General features: G+C 64.3%; 14 protein-coding genes and 1 pseudogene. 7 read left to right on the top strand and 8 right to left on the bottom strand.

Annotated features, from left to right (window positions below):
- Positions 1 to 31 precede the first annotated feature (31 nt).
- From JG739_RS27305 to JG739_RS27280, 6 genes are all read right to left on the bottom strand, one after another.
- Positions 32 to 529 (bottom strand): sarcosine oxidase subunit gamma, encoded by a 498-nt coding sequence (locus JG739_RS27305; protein WP_202364232.1) that lies wholly within the window; start codon positions 527 to 529, stop codon positions 32 to 34.
- The gene (locus JG739_RS27300; RefSeq protein ID WP_202364231.1) at positions 522 to 3,476 is read right to left on the bottom strand and encodes a sarcosine oxidase subunit alpha family protein; all 2,955 of its coding nucleotides are present in this window, start codon (positions 3,474 to 3,476) and stop codon (positions 522 to 524) included. The genes JG739_RS27305 and JG739_RS27300 overlap by 8 nt, the downstream gene beginning before the upstream one ends.
- Positions 3,473 to 3,769, bottom strand: coding sequence for a sarcosine oxidase subunit delta (locus JG739_RS27295; protein ID WP_202364230.1), 297 nt, complete (start codon positions 3,767 to 3,769; stop codon positions 3,473 to 3,475). Before JG739_RS27295 ends, JG739_RS27300 begins: the two co-directional genes overlap by 4 nt.
- Positions 3,770 to 3,782: 13 nt before the next feature.
- Positions 3,783 to 5,039 carry a sarcosine oxidase subunit beta family protein gene (locus JG739_RS27290; protein ID WP_202364229.1) on the bottom strand — a complete coding sequence of 419 codons (1,257 nt, stop codon included), beginning with the start codon at positions 5,037 to 5,039 and terminating at the stop codon, positions 3,783 to 3,785.
- A gap of 10 nt (positions 5,040 to 5,049) precedes the next feature.
- Entirely contained in the window at positions 5,050 to 6,198 is a 1,149-nt protein-coding gene (locus JG739_RS27285; protein ID WP_202364228.1) for a M24 family metallopeptidase, read from the bottom strand.
- Positions 6,199 to 6,275: 77 nt separating this feature from the next.
- On the bottom strand, positions 6,276 to 7,391 hold the full coding sequence (locus JG739_RS27280; RefSeq protein ID WP_202364227.1) for a M24 family metallopeptidase: 1,116 nt from the start codon (positions 7,389 to 7,391) through the stop codon (positions 6,276 to 6,278).
- A 294-nt stretch (positions 7,392 to 7,685) separates the two neighbouring features.
- Between JG739_RS27280 and ehuB the strand changes: the two genes are divergently transcribed.
- Genes ehuB through JG739_RS27255 form a run of 5 tightly spaced genes read left to right on the top strand, consistent with a single transcriptional unit; the run spans position 7,686 to position 11,488 of the window.
- Positions 7,686 to 8,555, top strand: coding sequence for an ectoine/hydroxyectoine ABC transporter substrate-binding protein EhuB (gene ehuB, locus JG739_RS27275; protein WP_202364226.1), 870 nt, complete (start codon positions 7,686 to 7,688; stop codon positions 8,553 to 8,555).
- A gap of 53 nt (positions 8,556 to 8,608) precedes the next feature.
- Positions 8,609 to 9,337, top strand: coding sequence for an ectoine/hydroxyectoine ABC transporter permease subunit EhuC (gene ehuC / locus JG739_RS27270; RefSeq protein WP_202364225.1), 729 nt, complete (start codon positions 8,609 to 8,611; stop codon positions 9,335 to 9,337).
- Positions 9,334 to 9,993 carry an ectoine/hydroxyectoine ABC transporter permease subunit EhuD gene (gene ehuD / locus JG739_RS27265; protein WP_095495147.1) on the top strand — a complete coding sequence of 220 codons (660 nt, stop codon included), beginning with the start codon at positions 9,334 to 9,336 and terminating at the stop codon, positions 9,991 to 9,993. Before ehuC ends, ehuD begins: the two co-directional genes overlap by 4 nt.
- Positions 9,990 to 10,769: an ectoine/hydroxyectoine ABC transporter ATP-binding protein EhuA gene (gene ehuA, locus JG739_RS27260; RefSeq protein WP_274609406.1), complete on the top strand. Its 780-nt coding sequence runs from the start codon at positions 9,990 to 9,992 to the stop codon at positions 10,767 to 10,769. Before ehuD ends, ehuA begins: the two co-directional genes overlap by 4 nt.
- A complete protein-coding gene (locus JG739_RS27255; RefSeq protein WP_202364224.1) occupies positions 10,766 to 11,488 on the top strand; it encodes a GntR family transcriptional regulator in 723 nt (240 codons plus the stop codon). The genes ehuA and JG739_RS27255 overlap by 4 nt, the downstream gene beginning before the upstream one ends.
- A 72-nt stretch (positions 11,489 to 11,560) precedes the next feature.
- On the opposite strand, the gene JG739_RS27250 is transcribed toward JG739_RS27255, so the two are convergent.
- Together JG739_RS27250 and JG739_RS27245 are read right to left on the bottom strand one after the other, a co-directional pair.
- Positions 11,561 to 11,839, bottom strand: coding sequence for a hypothetical protein (locus tag JG739_RS27250; RefSeq protein ID WP_244749593.1), 279 nt, complete (start codon positions 11,837 to 11,839; stop codon positions 11,561 to 11,563).
- A 6-nt stretch (positions 11,840 to 11,845) separates the two neighbouring features.
- Positions 11,846 to 12,617: pseudogene (locus JG739_RS27245) on the bottom strand (DUF899 domain-containing protein).
- A gap of 133 nt (positions 12,618 to 12,750) precedes the next feature.
- On the opposite strand from JG739_RS27245, the gene JG739_RS27240 reads away from it, so the two are divergent.
- Both JG739_RS27240 and JG739_RS27235 read left to right on the top strand, forming a co-directional pair.
- Positions 12,751 to 13,971: a helix-turn-helix domain-containing protein gene (locus JG739_RS27240; RefSeq protein WP_202364223.1), complete on the top strand. Its 1,221-nt coding sequence runs from the start codon at positions 12,751 to 12,753 to the stop codon at positions 13,969 to 13,971.
- Between the two features lie 9 nt (positions 13,972 to 13,980).
- Positions 13,981 to 14,646, top strand: a complete 666-nt coding sequence (locus JG739_RS27235; protein ID WP_202364222.1) for a Vgb family protein — start codon at positions 13,981 to 13,983, stop codon at positions 14,644 to 14,646.
- The last annotated feature ends 76 nt before the right edge of the window (positions 14,647 to 14,722 follow it).

Genomic DNA, 14,722 nt, shown 5'->3' with positions numbered 1-14,722 from the left:
TCGCGCCCTGGTCCTTTTCCTACCCGCGGCGTCAGCAATCCAGTCCGGAAATCCAGTCCGAGAGGCTTTGCGAAAAACTTCGCGGCACGAAGAGTTCGCACGCGGTATCGCCGGTGCGCAGGAACAGCACGGGCACATGATGCAGGGATGTCAGCACGGCGCGGCCCGGGGCGGCCGCCGGCGCGCGCCAGTCGACAGTGATGCATTTGGAGAGGACCCGCGCGACGTCGGCCCCAGCCATTCTGAAACGCACGCGACCTTCGTCGAGAGAGACCGAACAACCGAGATCGGGGTCGACGGCAAGCGAAGGCGCTTCAAAACCGTCGTCGAGAGCCAGCCAGAGACGGCGAGGCGCGACGCGGATCACGAGGAGACCTTTTTGGCGAACCGTCTCTCCGACCGAGGCGGGGAGCTTGGTGCCGAGCGACGCCGAGAGGCTCGTTTCGAATTGCCCTAGCGTGACGTCCCAGCCCTCGATCTGGATGAGCGGGCAATCGGCCACGGACAGGCTGAAATCCGGGCTAGCCATGCAGTCGCTCCCCCTGCGGATCGAGGAATACCGGCGAGACGATGCGGGCACGCACCGTTTCGGCTTTCATCGGATAGACGGCCACGACCTCGCTTCCTTCGCTGGCGACATCGCCGGCAAGCAAGGCCAGCCCGACATAGTGGCCGCGTTCGGGGCTGAAGGTGACGGAAGTCACGCGGCCGCGCCCGTGGCCGTAAGGTTTCTCGCCCGGCAGGAACAGGATCGCGCCACTGCGCAGGCGTTTTCCCTCCTCGATGCATTCCAGCCCGACCAGGCGCTGGCGGTCGGGCGCCTGGAAGGCGGGGCGCCGTCGCAGCACGTCGCCGACGAAGCCGGTATGCTTGCCGGCCATGCGGCCGAGGCCAAGATCGTCGAGCGTCGTGCGCCCATCGATTTCAGGTCCGGCGACATGGCCCTTTTCGACGCGCAGCGCGCCGAGCGCCTCGACGCCGTAAGGCTTCAGGTCGAATGCTCTGCCGGCTTCGAGCAGGCGGCTCCAGAGTTGTTCACCGGCAGTTGCGCCGACATAGATTTCGTAGGCGCGCTCGCCGGAATAACTGAGGCGCAGGATGAGGAGCGCATGGCCCTCCCATTCGCTTTCGAGCAATCCCATATGCGCAAGTGCTGCATCGGAAACATCGAGAGCGGGAAATGCCGCACTCAGAATTGCCCGGCTTTTCGGTCCGGCAACCGACATCGCCGCCCATTCATCGCTCACCGAGGTCACGGCGACGCGCAAATCCGGCCAGGCCGTATCGAGCAGGAATTCAAGACGCGACAGCACGTCGGCGGCCTTGGCAGTCGAGGTGGTCATGAAGAACCGGTTCTCGGCCAGCCGCGTCGTGGTGCCGTCATCGAAGACGATGCCGTCGTCGCGCAGCATGACGCCGTAGCGGGCGCGGCCGACCGGCAGTTTGGCAAAGCCGTTGGCGTAGATGCGATCGAGGAAAATCGCGGCATCCGGGCCCTGGACGTCGATCTTGCCGAGGGTGGAGATGTCCATCAGGCCTGCGGCCTGGCGCACATTCCGCATTTCGGCGACATAGGCTTCGTTCACGTCACTTCCGGATCGCCTGTAGAAATAGGGTCGCATCCAGAGCCCGACCTCCAGCATCTCGGCGCCGTTCGCCATGTGCCAGTCGTGGATCGGGGTGCGGCGGATCGGCTTGAAATGATGGCCGATGGCGCGTCCGGCAAGCGCACCGATGGCGACCGGCGTATAGGGCGGGCGAAAGGTCGTGGCGCCGGTCTCGGGGATCGTTGCGTTTCGTAAGGCCGCCATCGAGGCAAGCGCCGCAAAATTGCTGGTCTTGCCCTGGTCGGTGCCCATGCCGAGCGTGGTGTAGCGCTTCAGGTGCTCGACCGATTCATAGCCCTCGCGATGGGCGAGCTCGATATCCCCGGTCGTCACGTCCATCTGGAAATCGACGAAGGCCTTTCCACGTCCAGCGGGCAGGACCTCGCGGAGCTGTGCCGTGGCGGTCTCGCCGAGATCGAGTTTCGACGGAGCGGGCACCGGCGCAGACTTGCCGCAGAATGATGCTGCTTCGATGCCGGCGCGATGACCCTCCTTGACGGCATCGGCGGTCGAATAAGTTCCCATCATCGAACCGGCGCCGGACCGGTCCGCCGCAAACGCGCCCGGCACGAAGCCGCCAATGTCGTCGCGATATTGAGGTTTGACGCCAAGATGGGAGGTGAGATGCACGGTTGGCGACCAGCCGCCGGACACGCAGACCAGGTCGCAGGCCGTTTCCGATTGGCCGTCCGGCCCGTTGAGCGTTGCACGCCTGACGGCATGGCCGCCGCGCACGTCGACGATGCGCGTTGCGGCCCGCACCACCACGCCGAGCCGTGCGGCTTCTGCGGCAAGTGCTGTGGGCGGCGCTGCACGCAGATCGGCAACCGTCACCTCTGCGCCCGCATCGGCAAGGTCGAAGGCGGCGCGCCAGGCGCCGTCATTGGTGGTGGCGACGATGATTTTTTTGCCGGGCAGGACGGCGAAACGGTTGAGATAGGTACGGGCGGCTGACGCAAGCATGACGCCGGGCCGGTCGTTGTTGGAGAATATCAATGGCCGCTCGATGGCGCCGGTGGCGAAAACGATCGAGCGGGCGCGAAGCATGGTGAATGTCTGCAGCACTTCGCCGGCCGGCTGCGGCTCGGTTGGGTCGCGTTGCTCGACCAGTCCGATGACATTGCCGTCATAGATGCCGAAAGCGGTCGTCCGCTTCATCAGGGCGACGGTTTCGAAGCCCTCCAGCTCGGCCACGGCCTGTCTCAGCCATGCGGCGGCAGCGCTGTCGGACGGTTCCGCCAGAAGCTGGCCGCCGAGCAGGAAATCCTGCTCGATCAGCGCGACCCGCGCGCCGGCCGCTGCGGCAGCACGCGCCGCCGACAATCCCGCCGGGCCGCCGCCGACGATTGCGACATCGGCAAAGGCGTGACTGATGTCGTAGCGGTCGGGATCAGGGTCGCTGCCGGCTCTGCCGAGCCCGGCCGCCTTGCGGATAAAGTGCTCGTAGAACATCCAGGCGCGGCGCGTCGGACCCATGAACGTCTTGTAGTAGAAGCCGGCCGAAAGGAACGGCGCCAACAGGCCGTTGGCGCTTTGCACGTCAAAGGCAAGCGAAGGCCAGCGGTTCTGGCTCTGCGCGACCATGCCGTCTGCGAGTTCCAGTGTCGTCGCCGGCAGGTTCGGCTCGCGCCTGCCTGCGATTCCCTGCGTAACCAGCGCATTCGGCTCCTCGGGCCCGGCGGAAAAAATGCCGCGCGGACGATGATATTTGAAGCTGCGCCCGACCAGGGTGACGCCGTTGGCGAGCAGCGCGGAGGCAAGCGTGTCGCCGCGATATCCGATCAGGCTCCGGCCGTCGAAGGTAAACTCGACCGGCTGCTCGCGGTCGATACGGCCACCCATCGACAACCGCTTGTGGTTCGAACTCATGCCGGCGATTTCCTGGCGGGTGATTTCCTGGCCGATAATTTCCTGGCGAGGGAGACCGATGCGATGGCGTGGTTGCGCGTGTCGCGTTCGACCACCAGCCATTGGCGGCAACCGGTCACGTGCTGCCAGAATTCACGGTGCAGGCCGGCCTGGTTTGTCCTGATGTAAACGTAACGGTACCAGGCCTCCGGATCGGGATCGTGGTGGGCCGGACGCGTGACGGAAGCATCGCCACCGTAGCGGAATTCGTCATGGTCGCGCAGACCGCAGCAGGGGCATTCGATGCGCAGCATTGTCTTGCGCCTCCTATTGCAGCCAGGCTGAGGGGCCGGCGCCAGCCTCATCGAGCGTGTGGCCGGTGCGGAAACGTTCGAGCCCGTAGGCTGCGATCAACGGATGCGGCTTGCCGGTGGCGATCGTGTGGGCGAAGCACCAGCCGGAAGCCGGCGTCGCCTTGAAGCCGCCATAGCACCAGCCGCCGTTGAGATAGAGGCCCTCGATCGGCGTCGGGCAGATGACCGGGCTGGCATCGGGCGTCATGTCCATGACGCCGCCCCAATGGCGCAGCAGACGGACGCGCGAAATGCACGGCATCAGCGCAATCGCCGCCTCCGCCACTTCGCGCACGACGCCGAGGTTGCCGCGCTGGGCGTAGGAATTGTAGCCGTCGAGATTGCCGCCGAAGACCAGCCCGCCCTTGTCCGACTGGCTGACGTAGAAATGGTCGGCGCCATAGGCGACGACTTGGTCTACGAGCGGCTTCAGCGGTTCGGTGACGAAGGCCTGCAGGACGTGGCTTTCGATAGGCAGTTCCAGGCCGGCCTTGGCGCCGAGCACGGATGTATGACCGGCAACTGCGAGGCCGACCTTGGCGGCGCCGATCCGGCCTTTCGTCGTTTCGACGCCGACGATACCGTCGCCGTCGCGGAGGAAGCCTGTCACCTCGCAGTTCTGGATGATGTCGACGCCATGGCCGTCGGCGGCGCGCGCATAGCCCCAGGCGACGGCGTCGTGGCGCGCCGTGCCCGCCCGGCCCTGGAAAATGGCGCCATGGATCGGGAAGCGGGCGGTATCGGAAAAGTCGAGATAGGGCACGAGACGGCGTACCTCGTCGCGGTCGAGAATATCGGCATCGATGCCGTTCAGCCGCATGATGTTGGCGCGGTGGCTGAAGCCGTCGAGCTGATCGGCCGAATGCGCGGTGACCAGCTGGCCGCGTTGCGAGAACATGACGTTGAAGTTCAGCGCCCGCGACATGCCCTCCCAGAGTTTCATCGCGAATTCGTAGAACTGGGTGTTGCCGTCGAGCAGGTAGTTGGAGCGGATGACGGTGGTGTTGCGGCCGACATTGCCGCCGCCGATATAGGCTTTTTCGAGCACCGCGACATTGCGGATGCCGTGGTTCTCGGCGAGGTAGAACGCAGTAGCGAGGCCGTGTCCACCGCCGCCGATGACGATCACGTCGTAGGACGGTTTTGGCTCTGCTGCCCGCCAGGCGCGCTGCCAGTTCTTCTGGCCAGACAGCGCGTTGCGGAAAATTGAAAATGCCGAGTAGCGCGACATGCGTGCGGGCCTATCGAACGATCGGGCCGGCCGGCGTGCGGGTAAGCACTTCGGCGCCCGCGTCGGTCAGGAGCACGGTGTTGGAGACGAAGTCATCGCCGCGGCCGGTGCCCATCAGCCACGACAGGATGTGGAAGCTCATCCCGGTCTCGATCTCGAGGTCGGAATCGTGCCTCAAGCCGGTTACCGAATTGCCGCCGGTCCATGATGGCGGCTGTCCGGCGCCGACGAGGTAGCCGCAGTGATGGCGGCGATAGTGGGAGAGACCGGCATCGTCGGCGACGGCTTGCCAGGCGGCGTAGACGTCGCGCGCCTTGGCGCCGGGCCGCAGCGCCTCGACGACCGCATTGAACGCCCTGGCGGTCACTTCCGCCATCGCGGCGTCTTCGTCGCTGATGTGGCCGATGCGAACGAGCCGGCCGAGCGGCGCGTGATAGCGCGAGATGCAGCCGGACAGTTCGACGAAGACCGGCTCGCCCTTGCGGTAGATCCCGTCGCCCCAGGTCGTGTGCTCCTCACCCAGGCGCGCGGCCGGGCGGATGAAAGGTCCGAAGCCCGGAGCATGACCGCCGGCGCGGATCATCGCCGCAACGCATTGGGCCGCAACCTCCTGTTCGGAAGCGCCGTCCGAGATCGCGGCGATTGCAGCGCCGGCGGCGGCGTCGGTCACCTGTGCCGCCTGACGCATCAGCGCCTGTTCTTCGGCGCTCTTCACCCGCCGCATCTTGTCGACCAGGCCGGAAACATCGCTCCATCTGGCATCGGCCTGCGTCTGGAGTGCGAGGGCAAGCCCATGGCTGAGGCCGGCCGTCCAGTATTCGAGGCCGATCCGCTTGCCGCACAGGCTGAGTTCCGCAAGCACCCGCGCGGCGAGGTCGGCCGCCGTTTCGCTGTCGGAATGGCCGCGGAATTCCGCTGCCGTCACCTGTTTTTCGATCGTCACCTTTTCCATCGAGCGGGTGACCAGAACAGGTTTTCCCTCGAGCGGGACGATCAGCAGGTGAGGGGCGAAATATCCCCAGTGATCGAGCCCGGTGAGGTAGAAGACGTTCTCCGGCGACGCAAACACCGCCGCGTCCAGCTCGCGCTCAGCCAGCGCCGTGCGGACCCTGACAAGGCGGCCGGCGATTTCGGCTTGGGAAAACGGATTACGGTCCATCAGGCGTCCTCATGCTTATTGCCGGCTTCGTTGCCGGCATGATCTTTCGTCGGTGACCGGCTTCCCGTCCGTCATGGTCAGTCGATGACGATGAGTTCGCCTGCCACGTCGCAAAGGCGTTCGCCGCCGTGATCCGTGACGACGAAGGATTCCGAGATGGCGATGCCGAAATCGTCGAGCCAAACGCCGGCCATGAAATGGAAGCACATCCCCGACTGCATCTCGGTGGTGTCGCCGGGACGAAGGCTTGCGGTGCGTTCGCCCCAATCGGGCGGATAGGCGAGCCCGACCGGATAGCCGACGCGGCTTTCCTTCTTCAGCCCGTTCTTCCTCAACACCGCCTGCCAGGCGGCTTCCACCTCTTCGGCGGTGTAGCCGGGGCGCGCCATCTCAAGGCCGGCGTCGACGCCCTCGACGATCGCCTTGGCCATTTCGACGATGGTTTGCGGCGGCTTGCCGAAATGTACGGTCCGCGTCAGCGCCGCATGATAGCGCCGCCGCACCCCGGCGATCTCCAGAATGGCGAGGCCGCTGTCCGGCAGCGGCGCGTCGGACCAGGTCAGGTGCGGCGTGCTGGTGCCCGCGCCGACGGGCATCAGCGGACAGATCGCGGCATAGTCGCCGCCCGCTCCAGGCACGCCCATGATCTGTGCGTGATAGATTTCCGCGATGACATGGTTCTGGGGCACGCCGGGCCGCATTTTTTCGATGGCGCGGTTCATGGCGTGCGTGCAGATCGCACCGGCCTCGCGGATCAGCACCAGCTCGGCTTCGGATTTGACCAGCCGCGCCCAGTTGACGAGATCGTGGTTGTTGGCGAAGTGCGCGTCAGGCAGCCCGCTGACGAGATGGGAATGGCAGCGCGCGGTGTAATAATGCGCGTCCATCTCGACGCCGATGCGAGCCTTTCCCCAGCCACGCGACCGGATCAGCTGGGCGAGTTCGTCATAGGAATGTTCGACGGGCTGCTGCACCAGCCGTTCCGAGAACGGTACGATGTTCTTCTCCGGCAGGCCAGTGGTGAGCCGTGCGCTCCTGGCATCCTGCGCCCTGCCGAACCAGATCGGCCGGTCTTCCCTTAGATGGACGAGCACGCATTGCGGAACGTAGAACGACCATCCGTCATAGCCGGTCAGCCAGCACATATTGGCTGGATCCTGACAGATGATGAGGTCGAAGCCGGCCTTCCCCATGCGTGACTTCACGCCGGCCAGGCGCTGCGCATACTCCGCTTGCGTGCAAGTCCCGAAACCGCTCGCGCTCGCCACCGAAATCCTGCCTACCGGTACGCTGGTTTTTCTCAAATTGTGCACAACTAGGGCAACAATTTGTGGTTTGACCACGAATTATTACCGATTTTCCGTTGTTTTTATATCTTCGCTTGCACAATGTCTAGGGCAGTTGTATACGTCTGAACAAGCAGGTGTCGACCTCGAAGAAGGTCGCGCCCTGGGAATCGTCAGTCAGTTGTTCAATGGGAGAAAAGCATGTTCAAATCATCGATATCGCGCCGGATGGTCGTGAAAGCCGCTGCCTGCCTCGCGCTTGCCGCGACATCATTCACAGCGCTGCCCGCTTATGCGGAAACCACCCTCGAACGGGCCAAGAAGGACGGCTACATCCGCGTCGGCTTTGCCAACGAGGCGCCGTTCGGTTACGCCACGCCTGACGGCAAGCTGACCGGCGAAGCGCCGGAGGTTGCCAAGGCGGTGCTCGCCAAGATGGGCATCGCGCAGGTTGACGGCGTGCTGACCGAATTCGGTTCGCTTATCCCAGGTCTCAAGGCCGGCCGCTTCGATATTATCGCCGCCGGCATGTTCATCAATCCGAAGCGTTGTGCCGAGATCAATTTCTCCGAGCCGTCCTACGGCATCGGTCAGGCCATGCTGGTGGCAAAAGGCAATCCGAAGGGCGTGAAGGACTTTTCCAGCTTAAAGGAAAACCCGGATCTCAAGCTCGCCGTGATGGCTGGCGCCGTCGAGGGCGGCTATGCCAAGGACGCTGGCGTCGCCGAAGGGCAAATCGTTGCCTTGCCCGACCAGTCCAGCCTGGTCGCCGCCGTCCAGTCGGGCCGTGCGGACGCGGCCGCACTGACCGCTCTTTCGATCGCCGACATGGCCAAGAAGGCCGACGGCGTCGAATCGACCAAGCCGTTCGGCGAGGTTGCCGGCAAGTCGGTGAAAGGCCATGGCGGCTTCGGCTTCCGCAAGGAAGACACCGATCTGCTGGAGGCGTTCAACGCCGAGCTGAAGACGTTCCTCGGTTCGCCGGAGCACATCGCGCTGGTCGAGCCGCTCGGCTTCGGCAAGGACTACCTCCCCAACAAGACCACCGCGGAGCTTTGCGCGGGCAAATAGGTTCCCAACTGCTGGCGGCGCGAAAGCGCCGCCCTTTTTTCTAGGGGAATCGCATGGGAATCCGTACGCTCGTTGCCATGCTGGTCGTCGCGCTTGGCGTGATCGGTGCCTTGGCAACACAGGAATCTTACAAAGTGTTTATGCCGGGGCTGCTGCAAGGAGCGGTCCTGACGATCGAGATCGCCATTCTCGGCAGCCTGCTGGCAATTGTCATGGGCGTGCTCGCGGCTCTGGCGCGGATGTATGGCCCGGCGCCGCTCCGATGGCTGGCCACGGTCTATGTCGAGATCTTCCGCGGCACCTCGGCGCTGGTGCAATTGTTCTGGCTGTTTTTCGTGCTGCCGCAATTCGGTGTCACGCTAGACGCGTTCCTGGTTGCTGTCCTGGCGCTCGGCCTGAACGTTGGTGCTTACGGATCGGAGGTCGTGCGCGGCGCGATCCAGTCCGTTGCCCGCGGACAGTGGGAGGCGTGTACTGCATTGAACATGAGCCGTCCCCAGATGTTGCGCCGGATCATCCTGCCGCAGGCTTTCGTCGCCATGATTCCGCCTTGGGGCAATCTGTTCATCGAGCTTTTGAAATCCACAGCGCTGGTCTCGCTGATCACGCTCTCGGACCTCGCCTTCAAGGCGCAGCAAATGAACCAGAACACGTTCAAGACCATTCCGATCTTCACCCTCGTCCTGCTGATGTACCTGGCAATGTCGCTGGTTGTGACCATCGGCATGCGGCTTCTCGAAAGGCGGGCTTCGCTCGGCCTGGCGCGGGGGAAGGCAGCATGATCTGGGACTGGGCATTTGCTTTTGAAATCCTGCCGGTGCTCGCCCGCGCTGCCATCGTTTCCATCGAGGCGACGCTGATCGGGTTTGCGCTTGCCGCCTCGCTTGGCCTGGTGCTGGCGGTCGTCCGCATCGCCGTGCCGTGGACCGGCTGGACGATCTCGGTGCTGGTCGAACTGATCCGGTCGACCCCGCTGCTGATCCAGATATTCTTTCTCTATTTCGTCTTTCCGAAATTTGGCGTCGTGCTCGACGCCTTCACCGCCGGGGTGCTTGCCATCGGCATCCACTACGCAGCCTATTGTTCCGAGGTCTATCGCGCCGGTTTCGACAACATCCATCGTGGCCAGTGGGAAGCCTCGGTCGCACTCAATCTGTCAGCCTGGACGACGTTCCGCGACATCATCATTCCGCAGGCGATCCCGCCGATCGTTCCGGCGCTCGGCAACTATCTGGTTGCCTTGTTCAAGGAGACGCCATTGCTTTCCGCAATCGCCGTGCTGGAGCTGATGCAGACGGCCAAGATCATCGGCTCCGAAACCTTCCGCTACACTGAGCCGATGACGCTGGTCGGCCTGTTCTTCCTTGCTATGAGCCTGGTTTCTGCCGCGCTCATTCGCTCCCTCGAAGGCTTGCTCAACCGGAGGACCATGCGATGACGGAACAACCGATGGTTCGCTTCGACAATGTTTCGAAACGCTACGGCGCGCTGACCGTTCTCGACGGGCTCAATCTGGAAATAGCACGCGGCGAGAAGGTCTCCATCATCGGGCCGTCCGGCTCCGGCAAGACCACGGTGCTGCGTATGCTGATGACGCTGGAGACGATCAATGACGGCGTCATCTGGGTCGAAGGCGAGCCGCTCACCCACATGGAGAGGAACGGCAAGCTTGTTCCCGCCGATCTCGCACACATCCGCAAGATCCGTGCCAAGATCGGCATGGTGTTCCAGTCGTTCAACCTGTTCCCGCACATGACGGCGATGCAGAACTGCATTGAGGCCCCGATAACCGTGCTCGGCATGAAGCGGGCCGATGCCGAGGCGCGTGCGGCCGAACTGCTCAACATGGTCGGCTTGTCGGAGAAGAAGGACCACTATCCCTCGCAGCTTTCCGGCGGCCAGCAGCAGCGTGTCGCCATCGCCCGCGCTTGCGCCATGCGGCCCAAGATCATGCTGTTCGACGAAGTGACCTCGGCACTCGACCCCGAACTCGTCGGTGAAGTGCTTGAAGTCATCCGAAAACTCGGTAGGGAACATGACCTCACCATGCTGATGGTCACCCACCAGATGGGATTTGCCAAGGAATTCTCCGATCGCGTCTGCTTTTTCCATGCCGGCAAGATCTGCGAGCAGGGGCCGCCAAACGAGTTGTTCGGCGCCCCCAAGAACGAGCGGACGCGGCAGTTCCTGCACGCTGTCCTGGAGGCTGGATGACGCTTGAGACGGATGCCACGTCGTTGGCCGCGACCGCCGCGCCGCAGCGTCCGCTCTCGGCGCGGGAGCGGTTCGAGCGTATCTACCGGATACTGCGCGACCGCATCTGCCTGCTCGACTACGCCCCGGGCAGCCATCTCTCCGAGGAAGAACTTGCCCAGGAATTCCAGATCAGCCGCACGCCGGTTCGCCGTGTCCTGGCGCGCCTCGAATTCGAGGGTCTGGTTCAGTCCGTCCATGGCGTCGGCACGATCGTCACTGATGTCGACATCGAGGAATTGCAGCAGGTCTATCACTTGCGCCTGGAACTGGCGCTCCTCGTCGGCAAGCTTTCGCCGATCCCGCGCACGGCGGACGACCTCGACCGGATAAGGGCACTCATCGCGCGCTGCGATTCCGAAATGCTTAATCCCGACCAGCGCGCTTTCCTGCGCCTCAACATGGACTTTTTCTACGAGCTCACCGCGATGACCGGCAACCAGCCGCTGCGCGAGATCAGCGAGCGCCTGTATTTTCAGGTCGCGCGCGTCGTCCTGAAGATGATGCCGCAGTTGGGCCTTGTCGAGGAGTTCACTGCGTTCCGCCGCGAAATGGAGGAGGTGCTTGCCGCCGCCGAGATCGGCGACTGGGAGTCGATCGGGCACATAAGACGAGCTCACATCTCGATGAGCTTTCGCCGCATGATGCGTCATGCAGGCGAGGTCAACATCGCCACGTAGGGCTACGCGAGATCGCGCGCCGGTTGCCGTTTCGATCTGGCGAACGCCGGATCACGACCGGCGGGCAGCGCTTCATCGGCTGCCAACCAGCTTCAGCCAAGGCGCCAAATGGAAGGCGCTCATCAGCAAGTACATCATAACCATTCCGCTGAGCGGTGACGCATCTTGCGCCGCCGAGCAGATCATGTCCGCATCGCCGCTAACGGCCGTCAGCAGCGCCATGATTGCGAAGGTTGGCGCGGCCGCCAGGGATAACCAGTCGGCCGCGCCGCGGGCGGCGACATTGTCGCTCGGGAGACCGGCAGATCCGCTGCCTGCGGGCGGCATCTTCTGCGTGTGGTGCAGTGTCATCGAACGTCAGCCCTGGCCGTACTCGTCGTGGCGGCGCCACCAGACGCCAGCCTCGTTACGCCCTAGAGGCGCGCGGTCGAGCCACTGATACATGCCCCAGAGCCCGTCCAGTCCGCGCGCATAGGTGGAATAGGCGTGGTAGACGACGCCGTCCTCTAGCACGAATGCGCTCATGCCTGGCCTCTCGCGCGTGTAGGTGGCCATGTCCGTTCCGCTCATTGCAGCGAAGGTCTCGGAGCCGTCGGCGGTCGTACGCGAGGGGATCTTGGCGAGAGGCGCCTCGCGGACATAGTTGTATTCGATGCCTTGCTCGCGCTGCTGCTCCTCGGTGAACGAAACGTCGAAGTCGAAATTGAAGTCGCTGCCGTGTGAGGAGGCCCAGGGGAACGTCCATCCCATCCGCCGCTTGTACGCCTGCAGCTTCGCGAGCGGTGCCCGCGATACCGCCGAAAGCGTGACGTCGTGGTTGGCCAGGTGGACGACGAAGCCATCGAATCCATCCGCGATCGCTGAGCAGGCCGGACAGCCCGCCGTATAATCGGGCCCGAACATGAAGTGGTAGACGAGGAGTTGCGAGCGTCCCCTGAAAAGGTCTGCCAGAGAAGCGCTGCCTTCGTCGGTCTCGAATCGGTAATCCTTGTCGATCCGAACCCAAGGCAATTCTTGCCGCCGCCGCGCCACCCTCGTCGCTTTGTCGCGTGAGCTCCTTCTCTGCCTTGAGCAGATCAAGCCGCGCTGCCAGCCACTCCTCTCGTGTTCCGGTCCTGTGTGTCGGCATCGTTCTTCTCCTTTCTCGTTGTTCGCACCGTTTTCGATACGGCGCGTTTCGATACAGCGCGCTGGTTGTTGGTCCTGAGATAGATTAGGACCGGATTTCGAATGGTGAGAGTTACAAGTGTGACGGGATTCCGATGGACTCGCTGATCACCGCTGCGGCGCGCGCCCTCGCAACGGGTGATCCCCTCGGCGCATTGAAGCGGGTCGCCCTGCGTGACGATGCGCCTGCGCTTGCGCTGCGCGGCATCGCCATGGCGCAGCTCGGCGATCTCGTTCGGGCAAAGGCTCTCCTCAAAAGTGCTGCGCGCGCCTTCGGTCCGAGAGAGGCGGTGGCCCGCGCGAGATGCGTCGTCGCCGAAGCCGAGATCGCGCTGGTCTCGCGCGACCTCGGCTGGCCGGCGAAGGCACTCGACGCCGCGCGGGCGACGCTTGAAAAGCACGGCGACCACGTCAATGCCGCGCATGCGCGCAATCTCGAAGCGCGGCGCCTGCTCCTGATCGGACGCCTCGATGAGGCCGAGGGCAGGCTCGCTGGGTTCGACCCGATAACGCTCCCACCCGCGTCGAGGGCCGCCCACGAGCTGGTGGTTGCGGGGATCGCGATTCGCCGCCTCCGGACCGAGGCGGCGCGTGTTGCGCTCGCGCGGGCCGAGCACGCCGCGCGCCAGGCGGACATTCCCGCGCTGACGGCCGAGGTTGAAGGCGCATCCCTGGTGATGAACACGCCCGCGGCGCGCCTGATCGCCCGTGGTGAGGAGCGCCCGCTCCTGCTCGAGGAGGTCGAAGCGCTGCTGGCATCGGGGGCGCTCGTTGTCGATGCCTGCCGCAATGTCGTGCGGGACGCCGGCACGATCGTCTCGCTGGCGACGCGCCCGGTCCTGTTCGCGCTTGCGCGCACACTGGGCGAAGCCTGGCCCGCAGACGTGCCGAGGAGCACGCTCGTCGCCCGCGCCTTCGGCGGCAAGCACGCCGATGAATCACATCGTGCCCGGTTGCGGGTCGAAGTCGGCCGGCTTCGGGTGGAGTTGCGGTTACTGGCGGATGTGAGCGCGACCAAGCGAGGCTTCGCGCTTAAGCCGCGCCGCCCTCGCGATGTCGTGGTGCTGGCGCCGCCTGCTGACGAGCCGCATGCAGCGGTGCTCGCCTTCCTCGCCGACGGCGAGTCGTGGTCGAGCTCGGCGCTCGCAATCGCGCTCGGAACCAGCTCGCGCACCGTGCAGCGCTCGCTCGAGCAGCTTGCGGCAGCAGGCAAGGTGCAGTCGTTCGGCCGCGGGCGAGCGCGCCGATGGATGACCCCGCCGGTGCCGGGATTCCCGACAATCTTGTTACTCCCCGGCTCGCTGTCGGGCTATTAGGATAGAAGCATGAAACGATCTGCAGCCGTAGTCATCCGCGAATATGGACCCTTTCCGGGTGTCGACCAGGTGGCTGGGGTTACGTTCGACGGTCAGCACGTCTGGTTTGCGTCAGGAGACAAACTGAACGCCTTGGATCCTGCGAGCGGCAAGGTGGTGCGCGCGATCGATGTCGCCGCGCACGCTGGTACGGCCTTCGACGGCCAGCACCTGTTCCAGATCGCCGAAGATCGCATCCAGAAGATCGATCCGAAGACCGGCCAAGTGCTGGCCACGATCCCGGCGCCAGGTGGCGGCGGCGACTCCGGACTCGCCTGGGCCGAAGGCTCACTTTGGGTGGGGCAGAATCGTGGTCGCAAAATCCATCAGATCGACCCCCAGACAGGGGCAGTTCTTCGCACAATCGATTCCAACCGTATCGTCACAGGGGTCAGCTGGATCGACGGCGAACTCTGGCACGGCACCTGGGAAGGTGACGAGAGCGACGTCAGGCGGATAGATCCTGAAACCGGAAAGGTTTTGGAGAAGCTCGAGATGCCACCTGGAACAGGCGTGTCGGGGCTAGAGTCCGATGGTGGCGATCAGTTCTTCTGCGGCGGTGGAAACAGCGGCAAGGTGAGGGCTATCCGCCGACCGAGGCGAGGCAGCGAAACCTCGGTCGACTCCACGAGCTAGTAAAGCTGAGCCCACCGTTGCAAACAGTCAACGATGAAGCTGAGATCGTCCCCGCGGCAGCGCACGGGGCGCAACC

The sequence above is a fragment of the Mesorhizobium sp. L-2-11 genome (assembly GCF_016756595.1).
Classification (GTDB): Bacteria; Pseudomonadota; Alphaproteobacteria; order Rhizobiales; family Rhizobiaceae; genus Mesorhizobium.
This window is presented reverse-complemented; position numbering and strand designations above follow the sequence as displayed.